Source organism: Phenylobacterium soli (assembly GCF_003254475.1).
Classification (GTDB): Bacteria; Pseudomonadota; Alphaproteobacteria; order Caulobacterales; family Caulobacteraceae; genus Phenylobacterium; species Phenylobacterium soli.
The window spans coordinates 1059636-1073802 of record NZ_QFYQ01000001.1 but is presented as its reverse complement, the minus strand read 5'-3'; the positions used below and the strand labels follow the sequence as shown (position 1 = coordinate 1073802).

Sequence of the window (14167 nt, the reverse complement as noted above, 5' to 3'; positions counted from 1 at the left end):
CCATGACGTCGCTGCACCGCGCAGTGCGCCCCACGCCGAACTTCACGGTCGTGAAGGTCCGCCGCATCAAGCACCGCATCCCGACCCCGGTGGGCCCGAGGCCTCGTGGCGAGGTGAACCAGGACCCGCCGGCCTGAGCCTTCGAGGCCAGGCCGGAGCCTCACCCAAAGGCGCCGTTGGCGCATGGAGGGTGCTGAGCTAGCGTCGCGTCATGAGCGACGCGATCCGTATCCTGGCCGACATCCCCGCCGCCCAGGCCAACGCCTTCGGCGACAAGCCGGCGGTCGAGGTCGAGGGCCGCACCCTCACCTACGCCGAACTCGATCGCCGCGCCGACAGGGTGGCGGGCCTCCTGGCCGCCGCCGGGGTCAAGCCGGGCGACCGGGTGTCATGGCTGGGCCGGGGCTCGGAAGCGTTCTTCGAGATCTTCTTCGGCGCGGCGCGGGCGCGCGCCTGCCTGGCGCCGATCAACAGCCGCCTCGCCCCGCCGGAGATCGCCTTCATCCTGAAGGACAGCGGCGCGGACCTGTTCTTCGTCACCCCGGACTTCTTCGACGTGGCGCAGGAGGTGGTCAGCCAGGTCGACCGGCCGATCCGCCTGATCGGGGTCGGCGACAGCCGGCCGGGGATCGAGAGCTACGAGGCGCTGCGCGACGCCGCCCCCGCCGGCCCGGCGCACACCCCCGTCCACGCCGACGACGTGCTGCAGCTCTACACCTCCGGCACTACCGGCCTGCCCAAGGGCGTGCGGCTCAACAACGCCAACTACGCCGCCTTCCTGAAGCTGCGGACGCAGGTCGAGGGCTTCGACTACGGCGCCGACGACACGGTGCTGATCGTCATGCCGCTGTTCCACGTGGCCGGGACCAACATCAGCTTCGCGGGCCTGGCGGCCGGCGGGCGGGTGATCGTCATGCCGGAGTTCAAGCCGGCCGAGGTGCTGCGCACGATGCAGGAGGAGCGGGTCGCCCACATCTTCCTGGCCCCGGCTATGATCAACATGCTGCTGCAGCAGCCGGAGATCGCATCGGCGGACTTTTCCGCCCTGAAGACCATCGCCTACGGCGCCTCGCCGATCAGCGAGGCGCTGCTGGCCGAGGCCAAGCAGCGGTTCGGCTGCGGCTTCATCCAGTTCTACGGCATGACCGAGACCACGGGCGCCGGCTCCTACCTGCCGCCCGACGCCCACGAGGGCGAGCTCTTGCGCTCCTGCGGCAAGCCCTGGCCGACCCTCGAGGTGACGATCATGGACGACGGGGGCCGCGAGGTCGGGCCCGGCGAGATCGGCGAGATCGCCATCCGCGGCGAGATCGTCATGGCCGGCTACTGGAACCGGCCCGAGGCCACCGCCGAGACCGTCACACCCGAGGGCTGGCTGCGCACCGGCGACGCCGGCTACCGCAACGAGCACGGGTTCTTCTTCGTCCACGACCGGGTGAAGGACATGATCGTCTCGGGCGGTGAGAACGTCTATCCGGCCGAGGTGGAGAACGCGATCCTGGGCTGCCCCGGCGTCGCCGACGCCGCGGTCATCGGCGTGCCCGACGCTCGCTGGGGCGAGGCGGTGAAAGCGATCGTCGTCCGCGCGCCCGGCGCCGATCCCCGACCCGAGGAGATCATCGCCTGGGCCCGCCAGCGGATCGCCGCCTACAAGGCCCCGAAGTCGGTGGACTTCATCGACGCCCTGCCCCGCAACCCGTCCGGCAAGGTGCTCCGCCGCGAGCTGCGCAAGCCCTACTGGGAAGGCCGCGACCGGATGGTGGGCTAAGAACCGGCGACCACCGGCCCGACCTCCTCGCGCGGGGCGCTTGGCGCGATCCGCAGGCGAAGCAGGCTGACGCAAGCCGCGAGGGCAGCCACCCCCGCCGCGCTCATCAGGGCCAGCGTCGTGGCGTGGGTTCCGGCCAGGTGGAAGAAGACCGCGACGGCGAGCGCGCCCGCGGTCTGGCCGAGGAGGCGCGCGGTGGCCAGCATGCCGCCCGCCGCGCCCGAGCGGTGCAGCGGGGCGGACGAGAGCATCGCCCGGTTGTTCGGTGACTGGAAGAAGCCGAAACCCAGGCCGCAGAGCGCCATGCGCCAGACGATCTGCCAGTCCGGCGCGCCGGGATGGAGGTTGGACAGGAAGGCGAGGCCGACGGCGAGCAGGCCAAGTCCGATCCCGCCCAGCAGGCCGGCCGGGAAGCGGTCGGCGAGGCGTCCAGCCAGGGGCGCGGCGACGCCGACGGCCAGCGGCCAGGGCGTCATCAGGAAACCCGTCTGCACCGCCGAGTGGCCGAGCACGGTCTGGAAGTAGAAGGGCAGGGAGACGTAGGCCAGCATCTGCGCCGCGAACGAGACCACCGAGGTGGCGATCGACAGGCCGAAGATCGGGATCGCCAGGAGGTCCAGCGGCACCAGCGGCGCCGGGCGGCCGAATTCCCGGCGGATGAGGATCACGAGCGCCACGGCGCCGACGGCCAGCTTGGCGAGGCCGATCGCCAGCCCCTCGCGCACGACGCTTTCCGCGCCGAGGATCAGGAAGCCGAAGGCCACGGCGTTGAGGCCGGCGGCGACGAAGTCCATCCGCTTGCCCGAGCCGACGGTCCGCGGCAGGGCGCGCGAGGCGATGGCGATGGCCACCGCGCCGATCGGGACGTTGATCGCGAACAGCCACTCCCAGGAGGCCACCGACAGGATCGCCGAAGCGACCGTCGGGCCGATGGCGGCGGAGATCGAGATGACGAGGGCGTTGAGGCCGATGCCCCGGCCGAGCAGGCGCTTGGGATAGGTGAAGCGCACCAGGGCGGCGTTGATGCTCATGATGCCGCCCGCGCCCAGGCCCTGCAGCACGCGCGCGGCGGTGAGCTCGGTCAGGGTGTGCGAGAGGGCGCAGCCGAGTGAGCCGGCCGTGAAGACCGCCAGGCCCGCCATGTAGACGCGCCGGTAGCCCAGCTTGTCGCCCAGCGCGGCCAGCGGCAGCAGGGTGACGGTGATCGCCAGCTGATAGGCGTTGACGATCCATATCGAAGAGGCGGCGCTGGCGTTCAGCTCGCGCGCGATAGTCGGCAGGGCCACGTTGGCGATGGCCCCGTCCAGCACCGACATGGCCATGGCCAGCCAGATGGTGGCCATGGACCAGTAGCGGCGCGGGATCGGCAGGCCGTCGGGCGTCGCCGGCGAGGCCTGCGCGTCGGTGTCGGAGGCGGGCGTCTGCATGGGTTCGGAAAACCCCTAGACCCGGGAGCCGTATCCCGGAAGCCCGCCCGCCGACGTCAGCCGGGGATCAGGCGCTGGCGGCCGCGCTCGGGCGCGCCTTCACGCGGTTGTACCAGTCGGTCAGCTTGGCGAAGCCGGGGTCCAGCGGCTGGCCCACCTGGAAGCCGAAGTCGATGAAGCCGAACAGCAGGATGTCGGCGAGGCTGAAGCGATCGCCGCAGATCCAGGGCCCCTTGAACTGGCTCTCCAGCCACTGCTCGCCGTCCTTGGCCATGGCCTTCAGGCCGGGGGAGGCCTCCGGCACGGTCAGCATGCGGTCCTTGAACAGCGGCAGGCCCTCGGCGAAGCGGAAGCCGTTGGCCATGGGCTCGCAGATCTTCAGGTCCACCCGACGGGTCCACATGCGGGTCTGCGCCCGCTCTTCCGGGGTGGAGCCGATCAGCGCAGGGGTCGGGTGCTTCTCCTCGAGGTACTCGCAGATGGCGGTGATCTCGGAGAGATAGGCGCCGTTGTCGAGCTCCAGGCAGGGCGTCTGGCCGGCCGGGTTCTTGCCCTTGTAGGGGTCCTGGCGGTTCTCGCCGCCCATGAGGTCCACCTCGACGCGCGGCACGTCCACGCCCTTCTCGGCGATGAACATCTTCACGACGCGCGGGTTCGGGCCGACGGACTGATGGAGCTTCATGGTGTTTCCCCTCTCAATTTGAGTGGGGGACCGTAGGAGGGCGCCGTCGCGTCGGTCAAACGAATCACCGAAACGTGTGGCCAAGTCAGAAAGTTACGAGCCTGTTAACTGTGGCGTTGTGTCGCGGAAAATGGCATAACGCCGTCCCATGACGTACCGGCAGCTGAAACCCGACCTCACGGGATCGAGCGAAAGTCTCGAGGATCTGCTCGAGCGCCTCCGGTCCCTCTCCAAGCACCCGATGGGCCCCAAAGGCCGGCGGTTCCCGCCCGGCTTCGGCCATTTCGTGAGTTCGCGTCGACCGCCCGGCGGCGCGGGCGCGGCGGAAGCCCCGATCCCGGCCGACAAGGGCCTGGCGGACGCCTGCGCGGCCTACTGAGCCCGACCTGAGGCCACCCTGAGCGCGCGAGATCAGGTGCGGGCCGCGCCGGCCACCACCTGATCGAGCGACGCCGGCCTGGGGCCGCCCGTCGCCCAGTCCAGCAACTCCACCGGATGGACCACCGGCGCCTGCACCGCGGGCGCGATCTGGGCTATGCAGCCGACATTGCCGGCGGCCACGACCAGCGCGCCGGTCCGCACGATGTTGGCCGCCTTGCGGTCGCGAAGCTGGTTGGCGAACTCCGGTTGCAGGATGTTGTAGACCCCGGCCGAGCCGCAGCAGAGGTGCCCCTCCGGGACCGCGCGCACGTCGAAGCCGGCCTCCGCGAGCAGCCGCGCCGGCGCCGTCGTCACCTTCTGGCCGTGCTGCAGCGAACAGGGCGCGTGATAGGCGACGCTGAGGCGCGGCCGGTCGGCGAGCGGCGGCAGGCCGACCTCGGCCAGGAACTCCAGGATGTCGCGGGCCTTGGCCGCCACCGGCGCGCCGGCCTCACCGAGCAGGTGGCCGTAGGCCTTCAGCGTCGTGCCGCAGCCGGCCGCGGTGGTGACGATGGCGTCGGGCGCCACATGGCCCCAGGCGAGCACGTTCTTGCGGGCCATGCCGCGCGCCTCTTCGGTGCGGCCGAGGTGCTCCGACAGGGCCCCGCAACAGCCCTCGCCGGCGGCCAGCACGACGTCGTAGCCCGCCCGCGCCAGCAGGCGGACGGCGGCCTCCCGGACCTGCGGCGCCATGGCCGGCTCGACGCAGCCCTGCAGCAGGATCACCCGCCCGCGCCGCGCCTCGACGGCGGGATAGGTCCCCGGGCCGCGGGGCGGCTTCATCGGCGACGGAACGAGCCGCAGCAGGGCGGCGATCGGACCCAGGCGCAGGCGGTGGAACCAGGGCTCCAGGTGCTGGACCGAACGGCCGAGGGCCAGCGCGGCTTTCAACCGATGCGGGTTGGTCATCACCGCCGGGATCAACCAGCGCAGCAGCCGCTCCCAGGGGGGACGCCGGTGATGGTCTTCGATGTAGGCCCGGGCGTGGCCGATCAGCTGGGCGTAGTCGACGCCCGACGGGCAGGTGGTGGTGCAGGCCAGGCACGACAGGCAGCGGTCGACGTGGGTGACCATCTCCTTGGTCGGGCGCCCGCCCTTCTCCAGCATGGTGCGGATCAGCTCGATGCGGCCGCGCGGGCTGTCACGCTCGTCGCCGGTCAGCACATAGGTCGGGCAGGTGGCCGTGCAGAAGCCGCAGTGCACGCATTTGCGCAGCGCCTGCTGGCTCCGGGCGTAGTCGGGATCGGCGAGCTGTTCTGGGCTGAAGTGGGTGCGCATGGTCAGATCCCCGTCCGGCCGGGATTGAGGATCCCCTGCGGATCGAACGCCGCCTTGACCCGCGCCGTCAGGGCCGCGAGCGCGCCGTCCAGCGGCTCGAACGCGGTCGCCTCGGCCTGGCCGCGATAGAGAGTGGCGTGGCCGCCGGCCGAACGGGCCGCCCGGCGCACCGCCGAAGCATCGTCGGACAGCGCCCAGACGAGCCCGCCGCCCCAGTCGTACACCACGTCGGAGAGGGCCTCGCCGATACGCCAGCCGGCGGCCGGCGGGACCGAGACGCGCCACAGCGGGCGCGGGTCGGCCTGGAAGGCATCCACCTCGCGCACCTGGGCCCAGAACTCGCGCGAGTGCTCCGCATCGAGCCGGTCGACCCGGCCGAATTCGCGCAGAGCCTCGGCCAGGCTCTCCACCCGCGCGGCGACCGAGGCCTCGAAACCTTCGAGCCTGAGCACTGTCACCGGCATCTGGGCCGCGAGCGGCGGCCGGGCGGCGACCGCGAGGGGCAGGTGCGCCGCGCCCGAGACCTCGACCGGCGCGTTCAGCGCCCGCGACATGGCTTGGATCGCCCGTCGGTCGTCGAGGCCGAAGACCAGCAGGCTCGCCTCGGTCTTGGCCCGCGGCAGCACCTTGATGGTCACCTCGGTCAGCACCGCCAGCGTTCCCCAGGAGCCGGCCATCAGCTTGGAGAGGTCATAGCCGGTGACGTTCTTCACCACCTTGCCCCCGGCCTTGAAGACCTCGCCGCGGCCGCTGACCGCGGAGAAGCCCAGCAGGTGGTCGCGGGCCGCCCCGGCGCGCACGCGGCGCGGGCCGGACAGATTGGCGGCCAGCACGCCGCCGAGGGTCGGCTCTCCCTTGGCTCCGAGCAGCTTGACGAGGCTCGGCGGCTCGAACGGCAGCATCTGGTTCTCGGACGTCACCAGCCGCTCCAGATCCGCAAGCCCGGCGCCCGGCCGGGCGGTGAGCACCAGCTCCTCCGGCTGGTAGTCGAGCACGGAGTCCAGCGCCTTGGTGCTGAGCGTCAGGACCGCGCCCTCGACGCGGCCGACGCCGCGCTTGGTGCCGCCGCCCATGACCTCGATCGGCCGCGCCTTGGCGGCGCAGTCGGCGAGGATCTCCAGCACCTCTTCGGGCGTGCCCGGCGTCTCCATGCGGGTGGGGGTGTCGAGCATCAGAACCTGGGAAGCTCGGGGAAGGCGATCTTGCCGCGGTGCACGTGCATGCGGCCGAGCTCGGCGCAGCGGTGCAGGACCGGGAAGACCTTACCGGGGTTGAGCAGGGCGTCGGGATCGAAGGCGCACTTGACCCGCTGCTGGCAGGCGAGGTCGGTGTCGTCGAACATCTCGCCCATCAGGTCCCGCTTCTCGACGCCGACGCCGTGCTCGCCGGTCAGCACTCCGCCGACCTCGACGCAGAGCTTGAGGATGTCAGCCCCGAAGGCCTCGGCCTTCTCGAGTTCGCCGTCCTTCTCGATGTCGTAGAGGATTAGCGGGTGCAGGTTGCCGTCGCCGGCGTGGAAGACGTTGGCGACGCCCAGGCCGTATTGGCGGGAGAGCGCGTTGATGCGCGTGAGGACCTGCGGCAGCTGGCGGCGCGGGATGGTGCCGTCCATGCAGTAATAGTCCGGCGAGAGCCGCCCGACCGCCGGGAAGGCCGCCTTGCGCCCGGCCCAGAAGGCGAGACGCTCGGCCTCGTCGCGGCTGACGCGGATGAAGTCGGCGCCGCGCGCCTGGGCCAGGGCCTTCACGTGGCCGGCCAGTTCGGCGCACTCGGCCTCCGGACCGTCCAATTCGACGATCAGCAGGGCCTCGGCCTCGGTCGGGTAGCCGGCGTGGACGAAGGCCTCGGCGGCCTGGATCGCGGGCTTGTCCATCATCTCCAGGCCGGCCGGGATGACCCCCGCGGCGATGATGTCGCCGACCGTCGCGCCGGCCGCCTCCACCGAGGGGAAGCCGAGCAGCAGGGCCTTGGCCACCGGTGGGGTCGGCAGGATGCGCACCGTGACTTCGGTGACGACGCCCAGCAGGCCTTCGGAACCCGTGACCAGGCCCAGGAGGTCGTAGCCGGCGGCGTCGTAGCCGCGGCCGCCGAGGCGCACGACCTCGCCGTCCATCAGCACCATCTCGACGCCGAGCAGGTTGTTGGTCGTCAGGCCGTACTTCAGGCAGTGCACCCCCCCGGAGTTCTCGGCCACGTTGCCGCCGATCGTGCAGGCGATCTGACTGGAGGGGTCGGGCGCGTAATAGAAGCCCTGCGCCTGGACCGCGCCGGTGATGGCGAGGTTGGTCACCCCCGGCTGAACCACCGCGCAGCGGTTGGCGTAGTCCACCTCCAGGATCTGGTTGAACTTGGCCATGCCGAGCACGATGCCGTCGGTGAGCGGCAGGGAGCCGCCGGAGAGCGAGGTGCCGGCGCCGCGCGGCACCACCTTGACCCCGTTGGCCTGGCACCACTTGAGCACATGGCTGACCTGCTCCGTGGTCTCGGGCAGCACCACCGCGATCGGCGTCTGCCGATAGGCCGAGAGGCCGTCCGACTCGAAGGGGACCAGCCCGTCGGGGTCGGCGACCACTCCCTCGCCGGGCACGATCTTGCGCAGCGCCCTCACGATCTCCCCCTTGCGGGCGATCAGGTCGGCGTCCGGGACGGGCATCTTCATCCCGCCCTGACTAGCGCGAAAGGGCGCCGCGGCTCCAGCGCTTCCCTGCCGCCGCGACATCGGCGCAAGCTCGGGCAAAAGGGAGGACGGCCATGGACATCCTGCTCGTCGACGAACCCGCGCCGCACGTGCGGCGCTTCACGCTGAACCGGCCGGAGAAGCGCAACGCCCTCTCCAACAGCCTGCGGGCCCAGCTGCTCGAGGGACTGGAGGCCGCCGACCGCGATCCGCAGATCCGGGTGATGATCCTGCGGGGCGCCGGGGCGTGCTTCTCGGCCGGCTACGATCTCGGCGGCGGCGCGGCCGAGCCCTACCCCTTTCAGACCGCGGCGGGCGCCGGCCAGTGGGCCCGCCACGTGGTCGAGGGCTGCTTCCGGATCTGGGACCTGGCTAAGCCGGTCATCGCCCAGGTCCACGGCTGGTGCCTGGCGGGCGGCTCCGAGCTCGCGACCGCCTGCGACCTGGTCTACGTCGCCGAAGACGCCCAGATCGGCTACCCGCCGGTGCGCATGATGAGCCCGCCGGACAACCAGTTCCACGCCTGGCTCTGCGGCCTCAGGCCCGCCATGGAGATGATGCTGACCGGCGACGCCATCGACGGCCAAGAGGCCGTCCGCGTCGGCTTCGCCAACCGCGCCTTCCCCGCCGAGCGGCTGGAGGCCGAGGTGCTGGCCATGGCCGAACGCGTCGCCAAGATCCCCACCGACGTGCAGCAGATGAACAAGCGCTCGGTGCACCGGGCGATGGAGATCATGGGCCTGCGCGCAGCCATCCGCGCCGGCACCGAGATCCAGGCGCTGGCCCTCACCACGCCCTCCAGCCGCGAGACCTTCGCCCGCTTCCGCGACGGCGTCCGCCAGGCGCTGGACGCCCGCGACGGCGACTTCGGCGACTACCGCACCAAGGGCGGCGACTAGATCGCCTCGACCACCGCCGCAAGGCCGCGGGCGACCGGCTCCAGCATCGCCGGCGAGGTCACGTCGGGCAGGTCGCGGCGGGTGTGGTGCAGGACGTGGCTGCCGACGAGGCTGAAGAGCGGCGCGTAGCCGCGCCGCTGGTATTCGGCGATCTCGCCGGGCGCGCGCTCCTTGTCGATGTCGATCGGCGCCTCGTACTTGAGCTGGCCCGCGAAGGCCTTGCGCGCCACCGGCAGCAGGGCCTCGCTCGCCGCCGCCAGGCGGCTGACCTGCGGATGGTCGAGGCGGGTGATCCTGCCGTCCGCGAGGGCGAAGTCGTAGCTCGCCACATTGGCGCCGATGTGCACCCAGCCGCGCGCCTCCGCGGGCCCGGGCGCCAGATGCTCGGCGAAGAGATGGCCGCCGTAGCCGTCGAACTCGTGGCCCGAGGCGGCCATGAAGACGAGGTTGCGGTCCGTGGCCGCCAGGCGGCGCGCGAGGCCGAGCCAGATCGCGATCCCCGAGCCCCGCTCGCCGGCGCATTCGAACCAGCCGCTCTTGGGCGTCGAGACGATCAGCGGCTTGCCCGTTCCCGGACGTCGGGCGACCAGGTTCTCGGCGCGGCCCTGACGCATCGCGCCGGCTATCGAGATGCGGCCCTCAGATCCAGTCGCCAGGAGGGCGGCGCTGCGGGCGGCGACCGCCACCACCGGAACCGGCCAGGCCGGCTGCTTGGGGGCGCAGTTGAAGGCCACGAGCTCGCCAAGCGGGTTCTCCGTGACCGCCACCACGCCGCTGGCGCCGGCCGCGATGGCGGCCTCGACCGGCTTGCGCCAGGCCTGGGAGACCTCGAGGGCGTGGCCCGTGCCGAACGGGAAGCGCAGCACCGCGATCGCGCCGCGGGCCGGCTCGGCCGTGATCCGCGCCGACGCCTGCCCCGCCGCCGGCGTCCAGAGCGGAAAGGCCGGAACGCTCGCCCCATCGACCGTGACGGTCGCGGCCTCGAGGTCGAACACCGGATAGTCGAAGCCCTGGCGCTCGACCGCATAGCCCTCGCGCTTCAGGGCCCGTTCGAGCCACGCCGTGCAGGCCTGGTCGCCGGCCGTGCCGGTCCGGTGCTCGCCGAGGGCCGCATAGGCCTTCACGTCGGCGTAGAGGGCCGCGCCGGACAGCGGATCGGCGGCGGCCCGGGCGCTCACGGCCGCCGACGCCGCCAGGCCGAAGCCGGCCGCTCCCACCGCTCGCCGCGTCCAACCCATCGCCGCATCACTCCCCCTTGAAGGCCGGCGTCCGTTTCTCGTTGAAGCTCGCCACGCCCTCGCGGCGGTCGGCGGTCTTGAACAGCCGGTTATAGTGCGAGAGCTCCAGCTCCATGGCGGCGGCGAGGTCCATGGCGGCGCCCTCGTGGACCACGTGCTTGAGCGCCTTCACCGACAGCGGCGCGTTGGCCGCGATCTTCTGGGCGGTCTCCAGCACCGCGGCCATCAGCTGGTCGGCCGGAACCACCTTGTTGACGATGCCGGCCTCGCGCGCCTCCTCGGCGGTGAGCGGCCGGCCGGTGGTGAGGATCTCGATCGCCCGCCGCTCGCCGGCCTGGCGGGTCAGGAGCTGGGTGCCGCCGAGCCCCGGCATGATGCCGAGTCCCACCTCGGGCAGGCCGAAGCGCGCATTGTCGGCGGCGTAGGCGAAGTCGCAGGCGAGCGTCATCTCGCAGCCGCCGCCCATGGCCGCCCCGTTGACCGCGGCGATCACCGGCACGTCGACGGCGAGCTGGGCGCGGATCATGGCCTCGAAGATCCTGTGCTGCTCGGCCCAGGCCTCGTCGGTCATGCCGTTGCGCTCCTTCAGGTCCGCCCCGGCCTGGAAGTGGCGGCCCTCGCCGGTCAGCACCACGCAGCGCACGTCGGCGCGGGTCTTGAGCGCGGCCCAGGTCTCCAGGAGCTCCAGGCCCATCTGGGTGGAGAGGGCGTTGGCGACGTCCGGCCGGTTGAACGCCACGACGACGACGCCGGGCGCGGGCTCGCTGATCTTGAGGGTCTCGGGCATCAGAAGCTCTTCGGCCTAGAATGACTTGGGCAGGTCGAGGACGTGGGTGGCCACGTGGGAAAGGATCAGGTTCGTGGAGATCGGCGCCACCTGGTAGAGGCGCGTCTCGCGGAACTTGCGCTCGATGTCGAACTCCTCGGCGAAGCCAAAGCCGCCGTGGGTCTGCAAGCACATGTCGGCCGCGTACCAGCTCGCCTCCGAGGCGGTGAGCTTGGCCATGTTGGCCTCGGCGCCGCAGGGAACGCCGGCCTCGAACTTGGCGGCGGCGTCGTCGACCATGTGGGCGGCGGCGGTCATCTGCACATAGGCCCGCGCGATCGGGAACTGGACGCCCTGGTTCTCGCCGATCTGGCGGCCGAAGACCTTGCGCTCCTTGGCGTAGGCGGAGGCGCGGTCGATGAAGAACCTCGCGTCGCCGATGCACTCGCTGGCGATCAGGATCCGTTCGGCGTTCATGCCGTCGAGGATGTACTTGAAGCCCTTGCCCTCCTCGCCGACCAGGTTCTCGGCCGGCACCTCGAGGTCCTCGAAGAACAGCTCGGTGGTGGCGTGGTTCAGCATGGTCCGCACGGGCCGGATGGTCAGACCGGCGCCGACGGCCTGCTTCATGTCGACGATCAGCACGCTCATGCCGTCGGACGGCTTCTTCGCCTGGTCGCGCGGCGTGGTGCGGCAGAGCAGGACCATCAGGTCGGAGTGCTCGGCCCGGCTGATCCAGATCTTGCGGCCCGAGACCACGTACTTGTCCCCCACTTTCTTCGCGAAGGTGGTGATGCGGGTGGTGTCGGTGCCGGCGTCGGGCTCGGTAACGCCGAAGGCCTGGAGGCGCAGCTCGCCCGTGGCGATCTTCGGCAGGTAGGCTTCCTTCTGCGCCGGGCTGCCGTGCCGCAGGATGGTGCCCATGGTATACATCTGGGCATGGCAGGCGCCGCCGTTGCAGCCCGAGCGGTGGATCTCCTCCAGCACCGCCGTCGCGGCGCGAAGGCCCAGCCCCGAGCCGCCGTACTCCTCCGGGATCAGCACCGAGAGGAAGCCGGCCTCGGTCAGGGCCCGGACGAATTCGGTGGGATAGGCGCGCTCGCGGTCGAGTTCGCGCCAGTACTGGCCGGGGAAACGGGCGCAGAGCTTGCGCACCGCGTCGCGGATTTCAGGGAAGGTTTCGCTCATGCGCCGGCATCAATGGCGCCTGCCGCTGGGGGAGCCAACCCTTCGCGGGCGCTGAGGGCTGGGATAGGCTGGCGACCAACAAGGGGAGGAACGCCATGCCCGAGCTCTCGTACGTGAGCGGGGTGAGCGACAGGCCGCTGATCGGCCAGACGATCGGGGCCTATTTCGACGCCGTGGCGGCGGGCCATCCCGACCGGCCGGCGCTGATCTCGCGCCATCAGCAGATCCGCTGGACCTACGCCGAGCTGAAGGACCGGGTCGACGCGTTCGCCGCCGGCCTGCTGGCGCTGGGGCTGGAGCCCGGCGACCGGATCGGGATCTGGGCCGCCAACTGCTGGGAATGGCTGGTCACCCAGTACGCCACCGCCAAGGCCGGGCTCATCCTCGTGAACATCAACCCGGCCTATCGGACGAGCGAGGCCGAGTACGCGCTCAACAAGGTGGCGTGCCGCGCGCTGATCACGGCGCCCAGCCACAAGACCAGCGACTATGTGGGCATGCTGCGCGAGCTCGCCCCCGAGCTGGCCGGCGCCCAACCCGGGCGGCTTGCCGCCCGGCGGCTGCCGCACCTGACGCTCGTCATCACGCTTGGCGAGGCGGCGCACGCCGGCTGCCTGCCCTTCGCCGAGGTCCTGACGGCCGGCGGCGACCAACACCGCGCACGCCTCGCCGAGATCGGCGCACGCCTGCAGTTCGACGATCCGATCAACATCCAGTTCACCAGCGGCACCACCGGCTTTCCGAAGGGCGCCACGCTCAGCCACCACAATATCCTCAACAACGGCTTCTTCGTCGGCGAGGCGATCGGCCTGCAGCCGGGCGAGAAGCTCTGCGCGCCGGTGCCGCTCTACCACTGCTTCGGCATGGTGATGGCCAACCTGGGCTGCCTGACCCACGCGGCCTGCGTGGTCTATCCGGCCGAGGCCTTCGAGCCCCTCGCGGTGCTTCAGACCGTCGAGGCGGAGCGCTGCGCCGTGCTCTACGGCGTACCGACCATGTTCATTGCCATGCTGGGCCATGCCGAGTTCGGGCGCTTCGACCTCTCGTCCCTGCGCACCGGCATCATGGCCGGCTCGCCCTGCCCCATCGAGGTGATGAAAGAGGTGGTCTCCCGGATGCACATGCCGGAGGTGACCATCGCCTACGGCATGACCGAGACCTCGCCCGTCAGCTTCCAGTCCTCGACCGACGATCCGCTGGAGCGGCGGGTCTCGACCGTCGGCCGCATCCAGCCACACCTGGAGGTGAAGGTCGTCGATCTCGAGGGCCGCATCGTGCCGCGCGGCGAGCCGGGCGAACTCTGCACCCGCGGCTATTCGGTGATGCTCGGCTACTGGGACGATCCGGAGCGCACCGCCGAAGCCCTGGACCGCGCCGGCTGGATGCACACCGGCGACCTCGCGACCATCGACGAGGGCGGCTACTGCAACATCGTCGGCCGCATCAAGGACATGGTCATCCGCGGCGGCGAGAACATCTATCCCCGCGAGATCGAGGAGTTCCTCTATCGCCACCCGGCCGTCCAGGACGTGCAGGTGGTCGGCGTGCCCGACACCCGCTTCGGCGAGGAGCTGGTCGCCTGGATCGTGGTCAGGCCCGGCGCCGCGCTGACGGAGGACGAGGTGCGAGCCTTCTGCAAGGACCAGATCGCCCACTACAAGATTCCACGGTACGTGAAGTTCGTGGAATCTTTCCCCACGACGGTCACGGGCAAGGTGCAAAAGTTCGCCATGCGCGAGGCAATGATTGCAGAACTCGACCTTGTGCTGGAAAAGACCGCCTAGCGCGCGGCGGCTCCGGCCGCGCGGGGGCCTGATCGGGGAT

The 14167-nt window shown here is 71.2% G+C and carries 13 protein-coding genes; 5 read left to right on the top strand and 8 right to left on the bottom strand.

The features are described from left to right. Positions 1 to 2 precede the first annotated feature (2 nt). The gene (locus DJ017_RS20940) at positions 3 to 137 is read left to right on the top strand and encodes a hypothetical protein (protein ID WP_264371479.1); all 135 of its coding nucleotides are present in this window, start codon (positions 3 to 5) and stop codon (positions 135 to 137) included. A 74-nt stretch (positions 138 to 211) separates the two neighbouring features. Beyond that, complete coding sequence (locus DJ017_RS05380) at positions 212 to 1768, top strand: long-chain-fatty-acid--CoA ligase (protein WP_111527743.1); 1557 nt, start codon at positions 212 to 214, stop codon at positions 1766 to 1768. Here the strand turns inward: DJ017_RS05380 and DJ017_RS05375 are convergent. After that, positions 1765 to 3195, bottom strand: a complete 1431-nt coding sequence (locus tag DJ017_RS05375) for an MFS transporter (RefSeq protein WP_111527742.1) — start codon at positions 3193 to 3195, stop codon at positions 1765 to 1767. The genes DJ017_RS05380 and DJ017_RS05375 overlap by 4 nt on opposite strands. 67 nt (positions 3196 to 3262) lie before the next feature. After that, the gene (locus tag DJ017_RS05370) at positions 3263 to 3877 is read right to left on the bottom strand and encodes a glutathione S-transferase family protein (protein WP_111527741.1); all 615 of its coding nucleotides are present in this window, start codon (positions 3875 to 3877) and stop codon (positions 3263 to 3265) included. A 148-nt stretch (positions 3878 to 4025) separates the two neighbouring features. Between DJ017_RS05370 and DJ017_RS05365 the strand changes: the two genes are divergently transcribed. Then, on the top strand, positions 4026 to 4256 hold the full coding sequence (locus tag DJ017_RS05365; RefSeq protein ID WP_111527740.1) for a hypothetical protein: 231 nt from the start codon (positions 4026 to 4028) through the stop codon (positions 4254 to 4256). Positions 4257 to 4288: 32 nt separating this feature from the next. On the opposite strand, the gene glcF is transcribed toward DJ017_RS05365, so the two are convergent. The 3 genes from glcF to DJ017_RS05350 are packed head-to-tail and all read right to left on the bottom strand — an operon-like array spanning position 4289 to position 8234. Then, positions 4289 to 5575, bottom strand: a complete 1287-nt coding sequence (glcF, locus tag DJ017_RS05360; protein ID WP_111527739.1) for a glycolate oxidase subunit GlcF — start codon at positions 5573 to 5575, stop codon at positions 4289 to 4291. Between the two features lie 2 nt (positions 5576 to 5577). After that, positions 5578 to 6747 (bottom strand): glycolate oxidase subunit GlcE, encoded by a 1170-nt coding sequence (gene glcE, locus DJ017_RS05355; protein ID WP_227000030.1) that lies wholly within the window; start codon positions 6745 to 6747, stop codon positions 5578 to 5580. Next, entirely contained in the window at positions 6747 to 8234 is a 1488-nt protein-coding gene (locus DJ017_RS05350) for an FAD-linked oxidase C-terminal domain-containing protein (protein WP_111527738.1), read from the bottom strand. The genes glcE and DJ017_RS05350 overlap by 1 nt, the downstream gene beginning before the upstream one ends. Before the next feature lie 92 nt (positions 8235 to 8326). Here DJ017_RS05350 and DJ017_RS05345 point away from each other — a divergent pair, with 92 nt between their 5' ends. Further along, the gene (locus DJ017_RS05345; RefSeq protein ID WP_111527737.1) at positions 8327 to 9151 is read left to right on the top strand and encodes an enoyl-CoA hydratase-related protein; all 825 of its coding nucleotides are present in this window, start codon (positions 8327 to 8329) and stop codon (positions 9149 to 9151) included. Here DJ017_RS05345 and DJ017_RS05340 read toward each other — a convergent pair. The 3 genes from DJ017_RS05340 to DJ017_RS05330 are packed head-to-tail and all read right to left on the bottom strand — an operon-like array spanning position 9148 to position 12343. Further along, positions 9148 to 10389 carry a zinc-binding metallopeptidase family protein gene (locus DJ017_RS05340; RefSeq protein ID WP_133255386.1) on the bottom strand — a complete coding sequence of 414 codons (1242 nt, stop codon included), beginning with the start codon at positions 10387 to 10389 and terminating at the stop codon, positions 9148 to 9150. The genes DJ017_RS05345 and DJ017_RS05340 overlap by 4 nt on opposite strands. Positions 10390 to 10396: 7 nt before the next feature. Then, a complete protein-coding gene (locus DJ017_RS05335; RefSeq protein WP_111527735.1) occupies positions 10397 to 11176 on the bottom strand; it encodes an enoyl-CoA hydratase/isomerase family protein in 780 nt (259 codons plus the stop codon). Between the two features lie 15 nt (positions 11177 to 11191). After that, a complete protein-coding gene (locus tag DJ017_RS05330; RefSeq protein WP_111527734.1) occupies positions 11192 to 12343 on the bottom strand; it encodes an acyl-CoA dehydrogenase family protein in 1152 nt (383 codons plus the stop codon). Between the two features lie 95 nt (positions 12344 to 12438). On the opposite strand from DJ017_RS05330, the gene DJ017_RS05325 reads away from it, so the two are divergent. Next, positions 12439 to 14127: an AMP-binding protein gene (locus DJ017_RS05325; RefSeq protein WP_111527733.1), complete on the top strand. Its 1689-nt coding sequence runs from the start codon at positions 12439 to 12441 to the stop codon at positions 14125 to 14127. The last annotated feature ends 40 nt before the right edge of the window (positions 14128 to 14167 follow it).

Bases quoted from the DNA above. Each gene is read 5' to 3' on its own strand.
- DJ017_RS05345 (WP_111527737.1), top strand. From the start codon at position 8,327: ATGGACATCCTGCTCGTCGACGAACCCGCGCCGCACGTGCGGCGCTTC.
- DJ017_RS05350 (WP_111527738.1), bottom strand. From the start codon at position 8,234: ATGAAGATGCCCGTCCCGGACGCCGACCTGATCGCCCGCAAGGGGGAG.
- DJ017_RS05375 (WP_111527742.1), bottom strand. From the start codon at position 3,195: ATGCAGACGCCCGCCTCCGACACCGACGCGCAGGCCTCGCCGGCGACG.
- glcF (WP_111527739.1), bottom strand. From the start codon at position 5,575: ATGCGCACCCACTTCAGCCCAGAACAGCTCGCCGATCCCGACTACGCC.
- DJ017_RS05340 (WP_133255386.1), bottom strand. From the start codon at position 10,389: ATGGGTTGGACGCGGCGAGCGGTGGGAGCGGCCGGCTTCGGCCTGGCG.
- DJ017_RS05330 (WP_111527734.1), bottom strand. From the start codon at position 12,343: ATGAGCGAAACCTTCCCTGAAATCCGCGACGCGGTGCGCAAGCTCTGC.
- glcE (WP_227000030.1), bottom strand. From the start codon at position 6,747: ATGCTCGACACCCCCACCCGCATGGAGACGCCGGGCACGCCCGAAGAG.
- DJ017_RS05335 (WP_111527735.1), bottom strand. From the start codon at position 11,176: ATGCCCGAGACCCTCAAGATCAGCGAGCCCGCGCCCGGCGTCGTCGTC.
- DJ017_RS05370 (WP_111527741.1), bottom strand. From the start codon at position 3,877: ATGAAGCTCCATCAGTCCGTCGGCCCGAACCCGCGCGTCGTGAAGATG.
- DJ017_RS05365 (WP_111527740.1), top strand. From the start codon at position 4,026: ATGACGTACCGGCAGCTGAAACCCGACCTCACGGGATCGAGCGAAAGT.
- DJ017_RS05325 (WP_111527733.1), top strand. From the start codon at position 12,439: ATGCCCGAGCTCTCGTACGTGAGCGGGGTGAGCGACAGGCCGCTGATC.
- DJ017_RS20940 (WP_264371479.1), top strand. From the start codon at position 3: ATGACGTCGCTGCACCGCGCAGTGCGCCCCACGCCGAACTTCACGGTC.
- DJ017_RS05380 (WP_111527743.1), top strand. From the start codon at position 212: ATGAGCGACGCGATCCGTATCCTGGCCGACATCCCCGCCGCCCAGGCC.